Genomic DNA, 17,909 nt, shown 5'->3' with positions numbered 1-17,909 from the left:
CGGAAACAATGGCGTCCCGATGGGGGGCGCCGGGCTGCTTCAGCTCAGCAGGGCCGGCAGCTCGGCCATGTCGGTGAAGATATGACTGGCGCCCGCCCGGTGCAGCGCATCGGCATTGCCCTGCGGCGCATAGGCATAGACGGTGGCGCCGGCCGCCACGCCGGCCGTGACGCCCGGAACGCTGTCTTCCACCACGGCGCAGCGCCGTGCCTCTACCCCCAGCGCGGCCATGGCGGCCTGGTAAACGTCGGGGTACGGCTTGTTGCGGGCCATCTCTTGGCCGCTGAAGGTGCGATCGGCAAAATAGTCTATGAGCCGCACCTTCTTGAGCTGCATGAGGATCTTGCCCCGGTCGGCCCCCGAGGCGCAGGCGATATTCGAGCGCCAGCGAGCGGATATCTGCGCCAGCGCATCGTGCACGCCGGGTATGGGCTGCAGGCCGACCGCCAGCGCCGCATTGCGCCGCAGCCGGAACTGCTCGATCCATTCTTCGCCCGGCAGGACGCCGGTGCGGCTATGGATCAGGGCCAACTCGTCCTGGAGCGCCTTGCCCAGAAAGGCCTCGTGGCATTCCTCGTGGCTCATGCGCCAGCCCAGCTCTTCGAGCATGTCGCGCAACACGCCCGAGGTGGTGGCCTCGCTGTCGACCAGCACGCCATCGCAATCAAAAATTACTGCTTCGAATTTCATCGAACTTCCAGACGTTCTTTCCACCGCCGCGGCCTGGCATTCGGCCCGGCGCGTCGTAGGCTATTATGGTTGAAGATACCCAGCGAGCCCGCACCGGCAGGGAATCCCGACGGCAAGGCAAGGCACGGCCACCCCCCCATAGCCTGGCCATGCGCCCGCGTTCCATTCAACCCAAGCTTACACCTTACTTCATGAGCCGGCCCACGCCCCGCCCCCGATCCGACTTCCGCCACTTCCTGCCCATCGATACCCGCTGGATGGACAACGACGTATACGGCCACGTGAACAACGTCACCTACTACTCGTACTTCGATACGGCCGTCAACCGCTACCTGGTCGACGCCGGGGCGCTGGACATCGCCAACAGCGAGGTGATAGGCCTGGTGGTCGAGACCGGCTGCCAGTATTTCTCGTCGATCGCCTTTCCCGACCGCATCGAGGCGGCGGTATGCGTAGCCAGGCTGGGCAATTCCAGCGTGCGCTACGAGCTCGGCATATTCCGCGAAGGCGAGCCGTTGACGGCCGCACACGGTCACTTCGTGCACGTCTACGTCGACCGCCAGTCGCGCCGCCCGGTATCGCTGCCCGCGGCGCTGCGCCGCGCGCTCGAGCCCCTGGTCAGCGGCGACGGTCAAGAGACTCGGTGACGGCAACCCCGGCGGGCGCCGCTGGCGCAGGCAGCGCGACGTTTCAGTCTTCCATCACTTCGTGGCCCGGCCCGCCGTCGCGGCGCCAGTAGCTGGCGGCGCGGATGCGCGACTTGTGCAGGCCACGCTCGCGCACCAGATACTCGCGCACGGCGCGGATGGCGAGGGATTCTCCGGCGGCCCAGACATAGCCTTCGCCTTCCGGCAGCACCAGGCGCCGCACCACGCGTTCCAGCGGGCCGATGCCATCGGCCGCCGGCGCGCCGCCGTGCACCCAGTGCATGTGCAGGTCGGCACGCGTGTCGAAGGCCAGACGGGCATTGGGGCTGGCGGTCTCGACTACGGCCAGCACCCGCTTGCCGGCGGGCAGCTCCGCGACGCGGCGCGCGATGGCCGGCAGTGCGGTTTCGTCGCCGATCAGCAGATGCCAGTCGAATTCCTGGGGAATGACGAAAGAGCCGCGCGGCCCCGCCACCCCCAGATAGTCGCCCACCTGCGCCCGAGCGGCCCACGACGCAGCCGTGCCCTCGCCGTGCAGCACGAAGTCGATGTCCAGCTCGCGCGCATCGGCGTCGTAGCGGCGCGGCGTGTAGTCGCGTGTCTGCGGCTTGGGCTGGCCGGCGGGAAATTCCGGGCCGCGCTCGCCAAGAACCGGCAGCACCGGCACGGCGCCGGCCTCGTGCGGGAAAAACAGCTTCACGTGATCGTCGAACGAAGCCGAGACAAAGCCCGCCAGTTCATCGCCGCCCAGCGTGATCCGCAGCATATGGGGCGTGACGCGGGCGACTCGGCGCACCCGCAGCATGCGCGCCTTGAGCGGATGGCGTAGCTTCGCCACCTGCAAGGCGCTGGGCGTGGCGGATGCCGCGGCACCGGCGATGGCAGCAGCAGTGGCAGCACTGGACGTAGCGGTTCCCGATGCTTGTGCCGCGCCGGCCGCATGAAAACCTTGCTCAGCCCCGCCCTTTTGGGCCGGGACTGCATTTTGACTCGTGGTCATGTAATACCTCTTGATGTGTGTTGGTATGCGCACCCTGGGCCGCTGCAGCGTACGACACGTGCCGCGCAGCACCAGGGCTAATGGGAACAGGCGAGACTAAGAAGAAACGGAAGAAACGGGCGTGCGCCGGCGCGCGGGTTCATTGCGCCGCGCCGTCGAGAATCTCTGCCGTGGCCCGCTGGAGTATGGCGGCAATGCGCCGCTGCTCGTCGGCCGCCGCGTCGCTGCGGCGCAGCAGCGCCATTTTCAGCGCGCGCCGCGCGGCCACGAATTCAGACAGCCAGCCGTCCTGCTCTTCGGCATCGGCCGCACCCTCCGCCGCCTCGCCGTTCCAGGCGCGCTTCATCCAGGCCATCTTGCGCGCCATATGGCTCAGCACCGAGAACAGCAGTTGCACGCGATCGCGATTGGCAAGCAGATGCGCCTGGCCCGCAGGGGCGACCTGAAAGCGCTTGCGGTTGCCTTCGGCCTGAACAGTGGCGTAGTCCAGATCCGCCAGATAGGCGAGCGCAGGGTAGACCACGCCGGGGCTGGGGCTGTAGGAGCCATTGGATCGCGACTCCAGCTCTTTGATCAGTTCGTAGCCATGGCTGGGCCGCTCTTCGAGCAAAGCCAGCAGCATGAGCTGCAGGTCGTCGGCGCTGAACTTGCGCCCGCGCGTCAAGCGCCCACCCTCGTCGCCCGGGCCGCCGTCCCAGTCACCATGCCGGCCGCGGCCACCGCCCCGCCCTTGATGGCCGTGACGCCCGTGATGGCCGCCCCCCGTCTCGTCGGGAAAGACCGAGCAGCCGTGATGCTGCAAGCGGCCAAAAAAGAATTTGCTCCACGAATACATAATTTCGCCTCAAATATATCTAAAGATATATCGTACGATATTATGATTCGTAGGCATTGTCAATGCCCGAAAGCAGGAAGCCCACGCCGGCACATCGCAAATTCCGGTTCATCGGCAGGACGCGAGCACGGCTTTGCCGGGCGCGCCGGCGGTTCGATGCCGAGAAATTTCCGGGCCGGCGGCGCGCGGCGCGGGCGGATGCGCCTCCGTGCCCCGGACGGCGGCACAATAAAGATATGCGCCGCCCTCCGGCACGAAAAACAGATCAATCCAGCGATATGTGGTTTTGAGCAATGATGGGGCGCCAGAGCTTCATATCTTCTTGGATATACGCCGAAAAAGCTTGCGGCCCCAAATCGGCGGTCTCCAGGCCTTGCGCACGGTAGCTCTTTGCAACCATGGGATCCTCGAGAGCCAATGCTATCTGTCGATGCATTTCCTCCAGCGTAGCCTGCGGCACGCCGGCGGCCGTCGCCATCCCGAACCAGCCCACGGGGCCGAAATCGATGCCCTGCTCCTTCAGCGTCGGGACGTCCGGCAGCAGGAAGCTGCGCTTGGGGCCGATGACGGCAATTGGCTTGATTCTTCCCGCCTTGATCATCGGCATGACCGCCAGCGGCGGCAATGCCGCCATCTGCACGTCGCCGCGGATCAATGCGGTAATGATTTTCGGCGAGCCCTGATAGGCGATATGGGGAATATGCGCGTGCGCCCGGGAAACCAGATAAGCCATGTCGAGATGCCCTAGCGTGCCCACTCCCGGAGACGCATAGGACATGTGCCCCTGATCAGCCTGCATTTCACCCAGCAATTGCTTGATGTTTCCGGCCTTGACGTCCTTGCTTACCACGAGCACGGTGGGTGTCTGCGCCACCAGCATCACAGGGGCCAAGTCTTTCAGCGGATCATAAGACATCTTCTTGTACAGCAAGGCATTGGTTTCCAGCGGGCCCGCGGGCGCAAGCATAAGCGTCGAACCGTCAGGGGCCGATCTCGCCACATACTGCGCCCCTATCATGCCGGCGGCCCCGCTTTTGTTTTCCACGATCATCGATTGGCCGGTATTTTTCTGTACCCGGTCGAAAATCAGGCGCGCGATCGTATCAGGGGTAGAACCGGGGCCGTACGGGACAATCACATGTACAGTCTTAGTCGGCCAGCCCTGCGCCTGCACTGCCGCCGAACAGAGCATGCCGGCAAAAACCAGCGCAAATAATCTTTTCATCATCTCTCCTTATTGATTCGACGGCGCATCCGCAGCCGCAAGTTTGTCGGGCGAGGCGGCGACTCGCGCCATTTGGCCAGCCTCGATCTGTGAAACATTGAGCCCCAGTTTGCCGAAGCGGGCAAACGCCCAACGCATGGCCTCGCATTCCTCGCTCCAGGGAGCCTCGTCCCCCAGATGCAGCCATAATCGGTACAGAAAGCGCCGCAACTCCGGCTCGGCATGGTCTTCGTACGAGGTACGGCCATGGATCACGGTGAAATTATTGAGAAGCTGTATGTCGCCGGGTTCGAACGACATCTTGAGAGCCATGTCTTCACGGCGCGCAAGCGCATCAAAGCAGTCCAAAGCTTCCTGTTCCTGGCTGGTCAGGTCGACGCCCAGCTTCAGGGCTGCTCCAATGATGTAAGAACGGGCATAGCGGCAGCTCACACGCGAAGCATGCCGGCGAAAAACCGGAATTCTTTCCGTGACAGGGGCTTCGCCGGGAGACTCCTCTCCTTTGCGGTCGTAGGGGAATCCGCGCATCAATAACTCGAGCTGCCTGGGGTGTGCGCGCAGCATTTCGTTGTAGATCGCCGGCGTACTGACAATGGAGCTCTGCCCCCCCGACTTGGCCTTGCGCAGGCACAACAACGCCACGACGTCGGTAGGATCGCAGTGATAATTCAAATCGGCACGGCTCTGGTAGCCACGCGCATTGTGCTGCGTGGTTGCTTCGGAATAGCCGAAACGCACGCCCATATCGGTGACTGGGCATATCAGATCCGAGCGGGCATTCTGGGTCAGCCCGACCCCCATCAGGAGGCCGATTGCCCAGAAGGCCATGCCGGCCTGTTCCTGGCTCATGTCCTGAACCGGGACGCCACGCAGCAAGACAAAGCCACGCAAACGGAGATCGCGCTTCAGTTGCTCGACCACAGGAACGAACGAGGGCAGCAACGACGCCATTGCAGCCCGGGAACTGGCCATGACCTCGCTGGGCTCGCCGCCAGCCACTAACGCCAGCAACTGGCCCGCCTGCTCATCGCTCAGATAACACAGCCAGGAATCATCATCGGCAAAATCGCCTGCTGTCCATACGGACGGGTGATCGACAGGTAGCGCCAACTGCGCCGAACTTGCTGCTTGCATACCAGAAACTCCCCAACGGCTGGTGTACGTGGTGAAATTCTGGCAGGCCTTTCCGCATAAATAAATTGATTTATTCAGCTATTAGATTAACCTTAAGTTAACCAATTTGGGAGACAGCGATGAACCTGAGGCAGATAGAAGTCTTTCGGAACGTCATGCAGACCGGCTCCATCAAAGACGCCGCCAGCCTCATGCATGTCTCATCTCCCGCCGTCAGCAAGCTGCTCGGCGCCGCCGAACGGGCCGCCGGGCTGGCACTGTTCGAAAGAGTCAAGGGGCGATTGGTTCCTACGCCCAGCGCATTGCGCCTTTATGAAGAGGTCGACCAACTGTGGCAGCGCGTGGAGCGCTTCAAAGATCTCACTCAAGAGCTTGCGGCGCCTACCTCGGGATCGCTGCACGTAGCCATTTCGCCCAGCCTGGGCGCGACCGTAGTACCCAAGGCCGCAACGGCGCTAACGAAGATGGTGCCCGACGCATCGATCAAGATCGACCTGCTGATCCCCCACTTATTGGTAAGGTCTCTGGTTGACGGCGTATCCGATATCGGCCTGTCGCTCAGCCCGCAAAGCCATCCCAACCTCGCGATCCTGAAACGCTATCCGTGCGAGCTGGTCTGCGTGATGCCCGCGGGCCACCCGCTTGCCGCCAGGCGTCGCGTGCGGCCCGTGGATCTGCTCGAACACAACGTCATATCGTTTCCCCAGGCGATTACCTACGGGATAAGCAACCAGGATCTTTACGGCAAATACGCCGACCTGATCCACACAAATGTGGAAGTGCGCTCGGGCCAGACGGCCTGCTGGTTCTGCCTGGCCGGGGCCGGCGTAGCCATCGTCGACACCACGGCTGTCGCCGCCGGGGCATTTTCCGATCTTGTAGTGCGCCCCTACACCAGCCGGGCAAAATTGGCGGTGTACCTGACGCAGCACCGCAACCGCCCCTTGTCGAAGCTGGCCGAGATGTTCTGCACGGCGTTCGATGCCACCTGGAACCAGCTCGGCGGCATCGTATAGCACCCAGATGAAAATCGGCAGCGGCGCGGCGCCCTATCGATTCGATAGATCACGCTCTTTTGGGAATCTCCAGGCCCCGCACTACCGCCGGCCGGGCCACGAAGGTATCGAGCACTCTTCGCACTTGAGCGAAATCCTGAAAGCCCACCAGCTCGCCGGCTTCGTAGAAGCCGATAAGGTTGCGCACCCAGGGGAAGGTAGCAATGTCGGCAATGGTGTATTCATCGCCCATGATCCACTTGCGGCCGGCAAGGCGGCCGTCCAGCACGCCCAGCAGGCGGCGCGCTTCGGCCACGTAGCGGTCGCGCGGGCGCTTGTCCTCGTAGTCCTTGCCGGCGAACTTGTTGAAGAAGCCCAGCTGGCCGAACATCGGGCCTATGCCGCCCATCTGGAACATCAGCCATTGCAGGGTTTCGTAGCGCCCCGCCACGTCGCGCGGCAGCAGCTTGCCGGTCTTGCCGGCCAGGTAGACCAGGATGGCGCCGGACTCGAACAGGCCCAGCGGGCGGCCATCCGGGCCGTTGGGATCCAGGATGGCCGGGATCTTGTTGTTCGGGCTGAGCGACAGGAACTCGGGCGACATCTGATCCTTCTGGTCGAAGCGCACCAGATGAACCTCGTAGGGCAGCCCGATCTCTTCGAGCATGATGGACACCTTCACACCGTTGGGCGTAGGCAGGGAATAGAGCTGCAGGCGGTCGGGATGCGCGGCCGGCCATTTCTGGGTGATGGGGAAGGCGGACAGATCGGTCATTGAATATCTCCAGGGGGCGGGAACACCGACTCGAAAGAATACCCGAAAACCCCCAGGCACTCGAAAAGCGGCCCGCGTCCGCGCCTCGGCGCGACGCGCCGCAGCCGCATTCCATGCATCACTTCCGCGGCCGGGTTCCGAACGGCATGGTCGCCGACAGGCTGCGTCCAGCCAGCAGGCACAGCAGCGCAATCGCGAGGGAAAGCCCCGCCAGCGTCCAGGCCAGCTGGCGGCCATGCCACAAGCCCAGGAACCAGCGGTTGAAATGCAGTACCCAGACGGCGGCCCGGCCGCCGAGGCGTTCGACCTGAGCGTCGTCCTGACGGCTGTAGGGTAGTTGATAGGATGCGTCGGCGGGGGCGTATGTGTAGACGAGGGCGGCGGCCAGCAGCCCGCAGGCCAGCACCACGTACCCGGCCACATAGAAGCGCCGGGCGAGGCCGGGCCGGCTGGCGGATGCATAACGCTTGCGGACGCTGCTCATGGGCCCCTCGCTGAATCGGCGCAGCCAATTTACATTGCCGCCGAGCCACGGGCAAGCCCGGCAGGCCAGCGCCCGACCCCTGCTCAAGGCACCCTTGCTATACACTGATTCGGTTGCCCCCACGGACTGCACGCCGCGGGATCGCAGCGCCCGGCCCGTGCGACGCGCCGGCGCGGCTCATGTCCTTGGATCCAGCAAACAGGAAACTAGGAGACGTCCATCATGCAATTGCAAGGTTCCTGCCACTGCGGCGCCGTGCGCTTCAGCCTCGAAAGTTCCACGCCCTACCCCTACCAGCGCTGCTATTGCTCGATCTGCCGCAAGACGCAGGGTGGCGGCGGCTACGCGATCAACCTGGGCGGCGACGCCCGCAGCATGAAAGTAACGGGCAAGGATCACATCTCGATCTACCACGCCAAGATCAAAAACCCGGGGCAGGCCCGTGCGCACACCAGCACCGCCGAACGGCATTTCTGCAAGCGCTGCGGCAGCGCCTTGTGGCTTTACAGCCCCGAATGGCCCGAACTGATACATCCGTTTGCCAGCGCCATCGACACGCCGCTGCCAACGCCGCCCGAACACACCCATTTGATGCTGGAATTCAAGGCGCCGTGGGTGGAGGTCGAGGCAGGGCCGCGCGATCTGCTCTTCTCGATATACCCGGAAGAATCCATAGCCCAATGGCATGAGCGCCTGGGCCTGATGGCGAATTGAGCACGGGCCGGCGAGTTGCCGGCCCGCCGCCGCGGCCGTCTCGAAACAAAATAAAGACAGGCATCACGGCGCGCCGGCACGATGCCGCAACGCGGCGCCGCGACGGCCTTACTTGGCTGCCGGCGCAGCCGTGGCCGGTTCGGCCGGTGTGGCGGGTGCAGCCCGGTGCTGCGGCTTGTGATGTGACTTGTGATGCGAGTGATGCTTTGCCGCCTTGCCGGAATGCTGATTGCGGAACAGCACATCCGCCGTCTGCTTTTGCGCATCGGACAAGACCCCGTACAAGCCGCTGAAGGCCGCAGACAATTTCTGCAGATCTTCGGCATGCTCCTGCCCCAACGCCGCGTACGACTTCATGACCTCGTCGGCGTTCATCGTCGGGAGCTTCTTGGCGCGATCCTGGATGGCCTGGTCTATACGCTGCGCGTTGTCTCGCATGGTCTGCGCGAAGACCTCCCATTGCTTGGCCTGCTCGCTGGTGATCTTCAACTGCGTATGCAGCCGGGTGATGCGCTCTTCGATGCGATCCTGGTGTTTCTTGGCGTGGCGCGCAGCGGCCTTGGCATGGGCATGGGCAGGGGCGGCCTGGGACGGCGCGGCCTGCCCGGCGGCCGGCGCCGCGGGAGCCGCCGCCGGCGCAGTACCCTGCGCCATGGCGGCAGTGGAAAACAAGCCGAGAGTCAGCAGTACGGGCGCGAAGGCCTGATGTAGATTGCGGTTCATGTCTGTGTGCTCGATCGGGTGAGGGAAAGAGAGAGTGGCAGGGGCCGCCGCGGCCGGCGGCCCCTGCCGCGGGTGGACTGGCGGGTGTGTCAGTAGCCCGAATACACCGGCGGCGCCGGCGGGGGCGGCGAGCTGTAGACCACCGGAGGCGGCGCCTGTACCGCCGACCCGGCGATTACCGCGCCGGCAATGGCGCCCAGCGCCATGCCGAACAGCAAGCCATCGCCGTCATTGCCGCCGCCATGATAGTGACCGTGGTATCCGCCACGGTACCCGCCGTGATAAGCAGGGGGTGGCGGCCGATGATAACTATGCGGCATGGGCCTGGCGTGAGCGTGCGGCGGCGGATGCCCATGCGAGCCATGATACTGGGCCTGGGCCGGCGCCGACATTGCGAATACTGCGGCGGCGGCAGCAAGGCCGCCGAGGCTTTTTACGATAATCCGAAAGGTGCGAGCCATGGAGTTACCTCCTTGCGTTTCTTGATGAAGTAGTGCCCGTGCCACCGCTACTGAAGCAGCCGTGCCGAACACTCGAATTCAGTATACCCACGTGTTTTCGCGGCAAATCAGGGCCCACATCATTGCTTACAACTATGTCCGGAAACCCCCGGCGCTGAAACCAGTGCCACGATACGCGACAAAAAAAATGCCCCTGCGCTGCGCCTGCGGCTTGCTCTTCACGTCGCAGACTTGCATGCCGCTCGGCTTCACCAAGAGGTTTTGTGCCTTGGAACGGCCGGCAACAAAAAAATATGCCGCGAATTGCGGCATATAGGGCGTGAGCTGCGGCGGCTTCGGCTTCACGTGGCCGCTGTATCCCCGTTGAAGTCTTCTTCCCAATACTCGTTGTCGCGCCGGCCGGCGCCGGCGCGCGCCTGTTCGGCCTTGCGCAGTTCCACACGGCGGATCTTGCCCGAAATCGTCTTGGGCAATTCGTAGAACTCGATGCGCCGGATGCGCTTGTAAGGCGCCAGCCGCTGCGCGGCGAAGCGCAGGATATCGCCGGCGACCTCGCGGCTGGGTTCATGGCCAGCGCGCAAGGCGACAAACGCCTTGGGCACCGCCAGCCGCAGCGGATCGGGACTGGGCACCACCGCCGCCTCGCCCACCGCCGGGTGCTCTATCAGGATGCTTTCCAGCTCGAACGGACTGATGCGGTAGTCGGACGCCTTGAACACGTCGTCGGCCCGGCCGATATAGGTGTAATAGCCGTCGGCGTCGACCTCGGCGACGTCGCCGGTGCGATAGTAAGCGTCGCCCACGGGCTTGATGGCGTCGCTGCGGTCGTCGACATAGCCGTCCATCAGGCCCGTGGGGCGCGGGTGCAGCGCAATGGCGAGTTCGCCTTCGCTGGCCGGCGTGCCGTCGCCGTCGAGCAGCGCCAATTCGTAGCCCGGCAGCGGCCTGCCCATGGAACCCGCCTTGAGCCGCTGCCCGGGCGAATTGCCGACCTGCGCGGTGGTTTCAGTTTGCCCGTAGCCATCGCGCAGCGTCAGGCCCCAGGCCTTCTTCACACGCTCGATGACCTCAGGGTTGAGCGGCTCGCCCGCGCCTATCACCTCGCGCATCTTGACGCGGTACGAGGCCAGGTCTTCCTGGATCAGCATGCGCCACACAGTGGGCGGCGCGCACAGCGTCGTCACGCCGTAGTCGACCAATGTCTGCAAAGTGGCGCGGGCATTGAAGCGTGCGCTGTTGTAGACGAAGATCGCCGCCCCCGCGTTCCAGGGCGCGAACACCGAGCTCCAGGCATGCTTGGCCCAGCCCGGAGAACTGATGTTCCAGTGGATGTCGCCGGGCTGCAGCCCGATCCAGTACATGGTGGACAAGTGGCCCACCGGATAGCTTTGATGATTGTGCTGCACCAGCTTGGGCCGGCTGGTGGTGCCCGAGGTGAAGTACAGCAACAAAGGGTCGGTCGCGTGCGTGGGGCCGTCGGGCTCGAACACGGGGCTGGCCGCCGCCCCGTCTTCGTAGCGGAACCAGTCCGGCGGCACCGGGCCGCCACCGCTTACCGCGATGCGCTTTATCTGTGTGGATGCCGCGAACTTGGCCGCCTGGTCGGCATTGGTCACCACATAGCCTACGCCGCCGCGCTGCATGCGGTCGGCGATGTCTTCAGCCGTCAGCAGCAAGGTGGCCGGTATGGTCACCGCCCCGAGCTTCATGGCCGCCAGCACGGTCTCCCACAAGGCCACCTGGTTGGCCAGCATCAGCAGGATCCGGTCGCCGCGCCGCACGCCCAGGCTGCGCAGATAATTGGCGACTTGATTCGAGCGCCGCGACATCTCCGCAAACGACAGCTTCAGTTCCTGGCCGCTTTCCTCGACGATCCAAAGCGCCGTATCGTCATTGTTTAGCGCGTAGTCGTCGAACCAGTCCAGCGCCCAGTTGAACTCGTCCAGTTCCGGCCACTTGAAGTCGCGGTAAGCGGTGTCGTAATCGGCGCGGTGCTTCAAGAGGAACTCCCGCGCTTGTGCAAAGGCCTGCGATGTCATGCGTGTCTCCGTATTATTGCCAGCCGGGATGCGCTGCGACGGCGCCCCGCCAGGGGGTCGTACAAGTTAGGGCCTGCTCATGCCCAGAGAACTGCCCCATTCTGGCGGAACAGACTCTGGATATGCAATCTCGCCAGCCCATTATAGATACGGAAAGCGGGAAAGCGTGCCCCATACGGCCCGCTGCAAAGCATGGGCAAACCGCGCGCGGCCAGGCCCGTACCTGGCGACGTTCAGCTAGCTGAAAGCCAATGGACATGCGGGGTTACAAGGCTACGCGCGATCTCGGGGTAATCATGAATAGGCACTTTGCAAGGCCTGAGTAAAATCGTTTTCATCAGAATTTCAAGAGTGCCGACTGGCGATACGCCGTTCCTGGTTCGTCCGCAGTCGCGCAGCGGAATTCGGCGCCCCCTTCCCCGACCCTTGGGCCGCAGACCCGGGCACAGCCGGCCTCGTGCCGACCCGTTTCCCGCCCGCGCTTGCGGCAGGTACGGCTCGTATACGACAGCGGCCGACACGCCCAAGAGGAGGGAAACAAATGCGTAAACTCATACTGGCCCTGTGCGCCATCGTGCTGGGCCTGGCGGCCCTGCCGTCGATGGCGGCCAATTGCCCGCACGGCGAACTCGACTCGCAATATTGCGTCGATGGCGACAAGATGGTGGCAGCCCCGCCCACCAATCCCAAAGACTGGAAAGACCCGTCCACGATCGTCTTCGCCTATACGCCGGTCGAAGACCCGGCGGTCTACGCCAACGCTTTCAAGCCTTTCGTGGCCTACCTGTCCAAGTGCACCGGCAAGCACGTGGTCTACTACCCGGTGCTGTCCAATTCGGCCGAGGTCGAGGCCATGCGCTCCGGGCGCCTGCACGTGGCGGGCTTTTCCACCGGCCCCACCGCTTTCGCGGTCAACCTGGCCGGGGCGATTCCCTTCGCCATCAAGGGCGACCCCAAGTCCTACGAAAGCTACCGCATGATCCTGATCGTGCGAGCCGACTCCAAGTACAAGAAACCGTCCGACCTGGTGGGCGCGAAGATCGCCCATACGGCGGCCTCGTCCAATTCCGGCAACCTGGCGCCGCGCGCCCTGCTGCCCGAGGTCGGCCTTACCGCCGATAAAAACTACAAGGTCGTGTATTCGGGCGGCCACGACCGCTCCGTGCTGGGGGTCAAGGCCGGCGACTACGACGCCGCAACCGTGGCCTCCGACGTCTTCGAACGCATGGCGGCGCGCGGCGACATCAAGCTGTCTGACTTCCGCATCCTGTACAAGAGCGATCCGTTCCCCACCTCGGGCTTCGCCTATGCGCACGACCTGAAGCCGACATTGGCGAAAAAGATCGTGGAATGCTTCCTGTCGTTCCGCTTCCCGCCCGAGATGCAGAAAGAATTCTCCGGCGGTGTCGATCGCTTCTGGCCGGCCACATACAAAAAGGACTGGGCGGTGATCCGCAAGATCGCCGATGCCACCGGCGCCCCGTACGACCGCGCCACCTTCGATGCCGAGGCCAAGAAGGAAGCGGCAGCCGCGGCCAAGAAGAAAAAGCCCTGAGCACGAGCCTACGGACGCAACTCATGCCGATCACTGAAGCATCGAACGGTGCCGCGCAGCATGGCGGCGCCGCGCTGGTTCTACAGAAGCTCACCAAGGAATACACCCGATCCAACCCGGTGCTGCGCGGCATAGACCTCAGCGTGGCCGCGCGAGGCGTGACCGCGGTCATCGGCCCGTCGGGCACGGGCAAGAGCACCCTGATACGCTGCATCAACCGTCTGGTCGAGCCCACCAGCGGCCGGGTGCTGTTCCACGGCGAAGACATCACCACACTGAAGGGCCAGGCGCTGCGGCGCACGCGCCGGCGCATCGGCATGATCTTCCAGGAATACAACCTGGTCGAAAGACTGTCGGTCATGGAAAACGTGCTCAGCGGCCGGCTGGGCTATGTACCGGTGTGGCGGGCATGGCTGCGCAAGTTTCCGCGTGAAGATGTCGAACGCGCCTTCGGCCTGATCGAACGCGTCGGGCTGGCCGACCACTACAGCAAGCGCGCCGACGCCCTGTCGGGGGGACAGCGGCAGCGCGTGGGCATCGCGCGCGCCCTGGCCCAGCGCCCCGAACTGCTGCTGGCCGACGAACCCACCTCGTCGCTGGATCCGCGCACATCGGTAGAGATCATGGAACTCATCTCCGAGCTCGGCGCCGAGATGAATCTGCCCGTCATCGTGAACATCCATAATGTAGAACTGGCGCGCCGCTATGCGCAGCGCATTATCGGCATGAAGGACGGCGCCATCGTCTTCGACGGCAAGCCCGGCGACCTCGTCGAAAGCCATCTCAAATTCATTTACGGAGGAGAAGACTGGCTATGAGCGCGCCTGCGCTGAAAGCGCCTGCCGGGCCGGGCCGCAACCCCTTCCCGGCGAACTGGACGGTGCGCCTGATCGCACTGCTGCTGCTGGCCTATGTTGTTTACGCCTGCGCGCAGATGGGCATTACCTGGCACCGCTTCGTCGTCGGCCTGCACGAAGGCTGGCGCCTGCTGTCCGAAATGGTGCCGCCCGATTTTCATCGCCGCGCACTGCTGCTGCAAGGCATTGCCGAAAGCGTGCAGATCGCCATTATTTCCACGGTGTTCGGCGTGATCCTGTCCTTGCCCTTCGGCTTCCTGGCCGCACGCAACCTGATGCCCGCTTGGGTCAGCACATTGGCGCGCGGCTTCATCGCGCTGTGCCGCTCCTTTCATCCGGTGATCGTCGCCATTCTGTTCGTCAAGGCCATAGGCTTCGGCGCAGCGCCCGGCATCCTGGCGCTCATCGTCGCTTCCATCGGCTTCATCTCCAAGCTGTTTGCCGAAGCCATCGAAGAAATCTCGCTCAAACAGGTAGAAGCGGTGCGCGCCACCGGCGCCGGCTTCTTCAACACCATGATCTACGGCGTGCTGCCGCAGGTCAATGCACGCTTCATCGGCTTCGCGCTCTACCAGCTCGACTCCAACGTGCGCAACTCGACCATGGTCGGGATCGTCGGCGCCGGCGGCATAGGCGGCACGCTGTTCACCGCCTTCCAGCGCTTCGACTACCCCTTCGTGCTGGCGCTGCTGCTGTCCATCATCGCGCTGGTCATGCTGGCAGAGGTCTTCTCGCAAGTCTTGCGGAGGGCCTTCCTATGAGGCCCGGGCAAACACCACGGGCCATGCTGGCCGAACCGACCGTGGCGGGCGGCGCCGTGCGCCGCGAATGGGCGCGCTTCACGCCGGCGCAGCGCCTGGCGCGCTTCGGCGTATTCCTGTTCATCGTGCTGGCCACCGTCGCCGCCCTGCGCACGGTCGACATCATCCCGGAATTCCTGACCGACGCCCCGCAACAGATGGCGGACATGCTCACGCGCATGTGGCCCATAGATTTCGCGGAATTCCAGCGCGGGGCGGGCCGCGCCATGCTCGAGACCATCAATATCGCGTCGCTGGGCACCTTGATCACCCTGGTAATGGCGCTGCCCGTGGGTCTGCTGGGCGCGCGCAACGTCACCCCGGTGCCGGCGCTGAACTGGCTGGCGCACGTCATACTGGTGACTTCGCGCTCGGTCAACTCGCTGGTGTGGGCGCTGCTGTTCGTGGCCTTCTTCGGCCCCGGCCCGCTGGCCGGCACCTTCGCGATCGCCTTCCGCTCGATAGGCTTCGTCGGCAAGCTGCTGGCGCAGTCGCTGGAAGAATGCCAGCCCGGGCCCATCGAGGCGCTGCAGGCCGTAGGCGCACCCCGTACCAGTGTGCTGCTCAAGGGCTACTGGCCGCAGGTCAAGCCCGCCTTCTGGTCCATTGCGCTGCTGCGCTGGGACATCAACGTGCGCGAATCCGCGGTGCTGGGCCTGGTCGGCGCCGGCGGCATCGGCGTGGCGCTGCAGAACTCCATGGACTTCTTCCAGTGGGATCGCGTCGCCCTGATACTGCTGATGATCTTCGCCGTGGTGGTGTTCGCCGAAATCGCCGTCAACATCATCCGCAAGAAAATGATCTGAAAAGCCCCGGCCCTTGCAAGGCGCCGTCTCGCGGCGCATGCTGCTTCAGGGCTTGCGGGGGCAGGTGGCGGGAACGGGTGTGCCGAACAGTACCGCCAGGCCGCAGGCCGAAGTGAACATGCCCTGGCCATTATGGCCGACGCCGGGCACTTCCACCAGAGTCTGTTCCAGGCCCGACGGATGGCGCTGCTGCATATAGCTGAAATACGCCAGCCCGCGGGCCAGCCGATACGGCCCTTGCGCCATGCCCGCGCAAGACCGGTCTATGAAATGCGTGTACGGATTGGTATCGGCCATGCCCAGCAGGTACACCACGTCGCGCCGCGCATAGCGGGCTTCCAGCCCCGCGCTGCCTTCCCGCTGCACATAGGGCGGCGCATCCTCCAGGCCATACTTCCACTTGACGGCCTTGGGACAGGCGGCCGCGTCCGCGGGCCGGAACGAGCCGTCCGCCGACGGCCTTGCATCGCTGAAATACAAATAGCTGGAAGGATTGGCCACCACATAGCGCACATGTATTCCGGCACGCCGCAGCGCCGCTTCCCCCCGGCCCGCCACCGCGTAGCGCTGCACCACCTGGGCGCCCGCCGAATGGCCGGCCAGCACCACCTCGACCAAGGCCGGATACAGCTTGCGATCGGCAAAATGTTCCAGCAAGGCATCCAGAGCGGCAAACGAGCTGATGGGCGCGGGCGCGACGGCCGGCGCCCCGTCCTTCCAGCCGTTGCGCGTCCATATGAGCGTGTCGGCGGCCAGGCCAAAGGCCTGGACATCGGTACGGGTCAGGAACTGGGGCGCGGCCACCAAGGTGCCGGCGCCCGCCGTGCCGGCCGCCTGCTGCGCCTTCCTGCCGTCGGAGAAATAAGTGTCGGCATTGCGCAGGGTGCCATGAACGACCAGCAGCACGCGCTTCACCCCGGGTGCCGGCGCGGCCAGCGAACGATCCGCATAAATTGCCAGCATGCCCCTGCCCTGCGGCGTCGCGACCAATAAGCGCTGGTCGGCAACATGCTTGACCGCCGCCCTCTGGCCCTTGACGGCCGGCTTGTCGGCGGCACGCGCGCCGCCCGCCACGACACACGCCGCCATCGCGGCGGCCCCCAGCGCACCGGCCCACAGACGCATAGACATGGAAGATTCTCCCGGAATCGGAAAAGAAATGGCTCGGCATTCATGCGCCTGCCAGGAATGCGCCAGGCGCCCGCCCGAGGCCTGTCCGCGGTAGAGGGCGGCCGGCGTCCCGCCATAGTAGCGCCAGCCGGCCGCGGACGCTCGAGGCCGACATTCATAGCCCCAAAAATCGATGCGCAGCATGCATCCATGCACGTCTGCGCGGGCAACACCGCCGCCACCTGATGCAGCAACGTCGAAACCTACAAAATACGACCGGTGCGAGACGTGGACTAAAATCATTGTCGTTACAAACCACTTCAGGCAGATTTCATGTTCCCGCAAAGATTAATCGACGGCTATAAATCCTTTCTTAACGGCAGGCTGGCGCACGAGCGGGAACGATACGAAGAACTGGCCAAAGGGCAGCACCCGGAGGTCATGCTCATAGGCTGCGGCGACTCGCGCGTGGCGCCCGAAACCATCTTCGACGCGGGCCCGGGCGAGATGTTCGTGGTGCGCAATATCGCCAACCTGGTTCCGCCTTGCGAATCGGATGTCGAAGAGTCTTATCACGGCACCAGCGCGGCCATCGAGTTCGGCGTCAATGCGCTGGAAGTCAAGCATATCGTGGTAATGGGGCACGCCAGCTGTGGCGGCGTGGCGGCCTTTGCCAACAAGGCGGCGCCGCTCACCAAGCGCGACTTCATCGGCAAGTGGATGTCGCAGATCGCCCCCGTGGCCGAACGCCTGGGGCCGCCGCAGGGCGACCGCGCCGGCTGGATACGCCAGCTGGAATGGGCGGTGGTGGAACACAGCCTGAAGAACCTGATGACCTTCCCCGCCGTGCGTCAACGGGTCGAAAAAGGCCTGCTGCAGCTGCATGGCGCCTACTTCGGCATCGCCACCGGCGTATTGTTCCTGCGCCCCGAGAGCGGCGGCGACTTCAAGCCCTACACCGAAGCCTGATTGCTCCGAAGCTTGATTGCCGCGCTACGACACAGGCCCTGCCCGCCCGGGGCCTGTCCACACCAGGCAAGGCAGGGTTCGGGCCGCGGC

General features: G+C 64.4%; 20 protein-coding genes. 8 read left to right on the top strand and 12 right to left on the bottom strand.

Annotated features, from left to right (window positions below; all coding sequences use genetic code 11):
- Window positions 1-39: 39 nt before the first annotated feature.
- Window positions 40-690 (bottom strand): HAD family hydrolase, encoded by a 651-nt coding sequence (locus CEY11_RS22990; RefSeq protein WP_088605768.1) that lies wholly within the window; start codon window positions 688-690, stop codon window positions 40-42.
- Between the two features lie 191 nt (window positions 691-881).
- Here CEY11_RS22990 and CEY11_RS22985 point away from each other — a divergent pair, with 191 nt between their 5' ends.
- Window positions 882-1,337 carry an acyl-CoA thioesterase gene (locus CEY11_RS22985; protein ID WP_088605808.1) on the top strand — a complete coding sequence of 152 codons (456 nt, stop codon included), beginning with the start codon at window positions 882-884 and terminating at the stop codon, window positions 1,335-1,337.
- 43 nt (window positions 1,338-1,380) lie between these two features.
- Here the strand turns inward: CEY11_RS22985 and CEY11_RS22980 are convergent, their stop codons facing one another.
- The 4 genes from CEY11_RS22980 to CEY11_RS22965 form a co-directional block, all read right to left on the bottom strand.
- Window positions 1,381-2,142: a siderophore-interacting protein gene (locus CEY11_RS22980; RefSeq protein WP_088605807.1), complete on the bottom strand. Its 762-nt coding sequence runs from the start codon at window positions 2,140-2,142 to the stop codon at window positions 1,381-1,383.
- Between the two features lie 334 nt (window positions 2,143-2,476).
- On the bottom strand, window positions 2,477-3,172 hold the full coding sequence (locus CEY11_RS22975; protein WP_088605767.1) for a PadR family transcriptional regulator: 696 nt from the start codon (window positions 3,170-3,172) through the stop codon (window positions 2,477-2,479).
- A gap of 265 nt (window positions 3,173-3,437) precedes the next feature.
- On the bottom strand, window positions 3,438-4,397 hold the full coding sequence (locus tag CEY11_RS22970; RefSeq protein ID WP_158215424.1) for a Bug family tripartite tricarboxylate transporter substrate binding protein: 960 nt from the start codon (window positions 4,395-4,397) through the stop codon (window positions 3,438-3,440).
- Between the two features lie 9 nt (window positions 4,398-4,406).
- Window positions 4,407-5,531: a TauD/TfdA family dioxygenase gene (locus tag CEY11_RS22965; protein WP_088605765.1), complete on the bottom strand. Its 1,125-nt coding sequence runs from the start codon at window positions 5,529-5,531 to the stop codon at window positions 4,407-4,409.
- 119 nt (window positions 5,532-5,650) lie between these two features.
- Between CEY11_RS22965 and CEY11_RS22960 the strand changes: the two genes are divergently transcribed.
- Window positions 5,651-6,547, top strand: a complete 897-nt coding sequence (locus CEY11_RS22960) for a LysR family transcriptional regulator (RefSeq protein WP_088605764.1) — start codon at window positions 5,651-5,653, stop codon at window positions 6,545-6,547.
- Between the two features lie 49 nt (window positions 6,548-6,596).
- On the opposite strand, the gene CEY11_RS22955 is transcribed toward CEY11_RS22960, so the two are convergent.
- Window positions 6,597-7,301, bottom strand: coding sequence for a glutathione binding-like protein (locus CEY11_RS22955; protein WP_088605763.1), 705 nt, complete (start codon window positions 7,299-7,301; stop codon window positions 6,597-6,599).
- 118 nt (window positions 7,302-7,419) lie between these two features.
- On the bottom strand, window positions 7,420-7,785 hold the full coding sequence (locus CEY11_RS22950; RefSeq protein WP_088605762.1) for a hypothetical protein: 366 nt from the start codon (window positions 7,783-7,785) through the stop codon (window positions 7,420-7,422).
- A gap of 222 nt (window positions 7,786-8,007) precedes the next feature.
- On the opposite strand from CEY11_RS22950, the gene CEY11_RS22945 reads away from it, so the two are divergent.
- Window positions 8,008-8,499: a GFA family protein gene (locus CEY11_RS22945; protein WP_088605761.1), complete on the top strand. Its 492-nt coding sequence runs from the start codon at window positions 8,008-8,010 to the stop codon at window positions 8,497-8,499.
- Window positions 8,500-8,607: 108 nt separating this feature from the next.
- Here CEY11_RS22945 and CEY11_RS22940 read toward each other — a convergent pair whose 3' ends face one another.
- The 4 genes from CEY11_RS22940 to CEY11_RS22925 form a co-directional block, all read right to left on the bottom strand.
- Window positions 8,608-9,222: a Spy/CpxP family protein refolding chaperone gene (locus tag CEY11_RS22940; RefSeq protein ID WP_088605760.1), complete on the bottom strand. Its 615-nt coding sequence runs from the start codon at window positions 9,220-9,222 to the stop codon at window positions 8,608-8,610.
- A gap of 89 nt (window positions 9,223-9,311) precedes the next feature.
- Window positions 9,312-9,683 carry a hypothetical protein gene (locus CEY11_RS22935; protein ID WP_198958973.1) on the bottom strand — a complete coding sequence of 124 codons (372 nt, stop codon included), beginning with the start codon at window positions 9,681-9,683 and terminating at the stop codon, window positions 9,312-9,314.
- A 132-nt stretch (window positions 9,684-9,815) separates the two neighbouring features.
- Window positions 9,816-10,028: a hypothetical protein gene (locus tag CEY11_RS22930; RefSeq protein ID WP_088605759.1), complete on the bottom strand. Its 213-nt coding sequence runs from the start codon at window positions 10,026-10,028 to the stop codon at window positions 9,816-9,818.
- Window positions 10,025-11,722, bottom strand: coding sequence for an AMP-binding protein (locus tag CEY11_RS22925; protein WP_088605758.1), 1,698 nt, complete (start codon window positions 11,720-11,722; stop codon window positions 10,025-10,027). The genes CEY11_RS22930 and CEY11_RS22925 overlap by 4 nt, the downstream gene beginning before the upstream one ends.
- Window positions 11,723-12,263: 541 nt before the next feature.
- Between CEY11_RS22925 and phnD the strand changes: the two genes are divergently transcribed.
- From phnD to phnE (CEY11_RS22905), 4 genes are read left to right on the top strand one after another with little or no spacing between them, the layout of a single operon-like run.
- Complete coding sequence (phnD, locus tag CEY11_RS22920) at window positions 12,264-13,277, top strand: phosphate/phosphite/phosphonate ABC transporter substrate-binding protein (protein ID WP_088605757.1); 1,014 nt, start codon at window positions 12,264-12,266, stop codon at window positions 13,275-13,277.
- A 23-nt stretch (window positions 13,278-13,300) separates the two neighbouring features.
- On the top strand, window positions 13,301-14,095 hold the full coding sequence (phnC, locus tag CEY11_RS22915; protein ID WP_088605756.1) for a phosphonate ABC transporter ATP-binding protein: 795 nt from the start codon (window positions 13,301-13,303) through the stop codon (window positions 14,093-14,095).
- The gene (gene phnE / locus CEY11_RS22910) at window positions 14,092-14,895 is read left to right on the top strand and encodes a phosphonate ABC transporter, permease protein PhnE (RefSeq protein WP_088605755.1); all 804 of its coding nucleotides are present in this window, start codon (window positions 14,092-14,094) and stop codon (window positions 14,893-14,895) included. The genes phnC and phnE (CEY11_RS22910) overlap by 4 nt, the downstream gene beginning before the upstream one ends.
- A 23-nt stretch (window positions 14,896-14,918) precedes the next feature.
- Window positions 14,919-15,740: a phosphonate ABC transporter, permease protein PhnE gene (gene phnE / locus CEY11_RS22905; protein ID WP_088605754.1), complete on the top strand. Its 822-nt coding sequence runs from the start codon at window positions 14,919-14,921 to the stop codon at window positions 15,738-15,740.
- Window positions 15,741-15,785: 45 nt separating this feature from the next.
- Here phnE (CEY11_RS22905) and CEY11_RS22900 read toward each other — a convergent pair whose 3' ends face one another.
- Window positions 15,786-16,871, bottom strand: a complete 1,086-nt coding sequence (locus CEY11_RS22900; RefSeq protein WP_088605805.1) for a hypothetical protein — start codon at window positions 16,869-16,871, stop codon at window positions 15,786-15,788.
- Between the two features lie 312 nt (window positions 16,872-17,183).
- Between CEY11_RS22900 and CEY11_RS22895 the strand changes: the two genes are divergently transcribed.
- On the top strand, window positions 17,184-17,819 hold the full coding sequence (locus tag CEY11_RS22895; protein WP_088605753.1) for a carbonic anhydrase: 636 nt from the start codon (window positions 17,184-17,186) through the stop codon (window positions 17,817-17,819).
- The last annotated feature ends 90 nt before the right edge of the window (window positions 17,820-17,909 follow it).

This window comes from Candidimonas nitroreducens (assembly GCF_002209565.1).
In the GTDB taxonomy this organism is placed as follows: domain Bacteria; phylum Pseudomonadota; class Gammaproteobacteria; order Burkholderiales; family Burkholderiaceae_B; genus Candidimonas; species Candidimonas nitroreducens.
The sequence above is the reverse complement of the archived record's forward strand: the minus strand, read 5'-3'. Positions and strand labels throughout refer to the sequence as shown.